Here is a 1,317-nt window from a genome sequence, read left to right as displayed (position 1 = left end):
TATATTTATTTTCTGTAGCTTGTTTTTTAGTATCTCTATCATTTGTTTTAGTTGTTTTAAGAGTGTTTGCTTGATCTAAAGTGTTTTTTAGTGCTTCTAATTTTTCAGGGACTGAAACTTTGTTTTTGTATTCATCTTTATTATATTTATCATAAACGGCTTTAGCTTTAGTAATTTCAGCTTCAAATTTTGGTAGTTCTGTAGTTAGTTCATCAACTCCATCTTTTGAATTTAGACTATTAATAGCATTTTTTAATGCTGTAGTTGCACTATCAATTTCTTTAGCTATAGTATCATCTAATTTATTATTGATTTCAGTTAATTTATCAGTTACTTCTTTTGCTTTATCTTCAGCTTGTTTAGCTGAATCGGCATCACCTTTTTCTTCAGCTTTTTGTTTTGCTTCTTCTAAAGCTTCCTTAGCTTTTTCTAAATCTTCTTTAGCTTCATCTAGTTTAGTTTTATCAGTACCAGCTTCATCTGCTTTTTTAATAGCGTCTTCTGCTTGTTTTAAAGCATCATCTAATTTATCTTTAACTTCTTTTTCATTATCTGCTTGTTTTTGTTTTAAGTTAGCTATAAATGCATCTATATCTTTTAATTCATCTTTTAGATTATCTAAAGCTGTCTTAAGTTCGCCAACAGCTTGGTTAATAGGTATATTATGTTCATCATATTTACCTTGAGAAGTAGTTTTTTGGGCTTCTAAAGCAACAATAGCTTTTTTAAGCTCATCAATATTATTAATATTATCAGTTGCATGTTTTTTAGCATTAGCTAAATCATTTTTAGCTTTTTCCAATTCTGTTTTAACTTTATTAATTCTATTGATTTCAGCATTTAGCTTTTGGTCAACTTCTTCTTTTTTAGATTTAACATCATCTAATAAAACCTTAGCTTTATCAGTTTGAGCTTTGTATTTTTTAGTCTCAATTTCTTTAACTAAAGTGTCTAGTTTAGTTTCTAAGTCACCTAATTCTGTTAATGAAGTTTGTAAGTCAGTTGCTTTATTATTAGCAATAGCATTGTCAGCTTTTTGAATAGCTTCTTGAGTTTTTTGTTCTAGTTCTTTAACTTTGTTTTCAATTTCTTCTTTAGCTTGTTTAATTTGTTGTTTTTGAGTTGTAACTAAATTATTAGCATCATCATAAGCTGATTTGAAAGCATCATATTCATTTTTTGCATTTTTGGTTTTATCGTCTTCTGAAATGTTAACTAGATTTTGAACTTCGGCTAGTTTTGATTCTAAAGCATCTAGTGCAGTTTGTCTATCATCTAAACCAACTGCCTTATTTAAGGCCTCAGTTAATTGTTTTA

Annotated in this window: 1 protein-coding gene; it reads right to left on the bottom strand. The window is 27.9% G+C overall.

Features of this window, described 5'->3' with window-relative positions; genetic code table 4:
• On the bottom strand, positions 1 to 1,317 hold a 1,317-nt coding region (locus OF364_RS02975), incomplete at both ends, for a coiled-coil domain-containing protein (RefSeq protein ID WP_263774127.1).

Source organism: Mycoplasma enhydrae, assembly GCF_025779955.1.
Classification (GTDB): Bacteria; Bacillota_I; Bacilli_A; order Mycoplasmatales; family Metamycoplasmataceae; genus Metamycoplasma; species Metamycoplasma enhydrae.
Note: the sequence above shows the minus strand (reverse complement) of the source record. Positions and strands in the feature narration are given on the sequence as shown.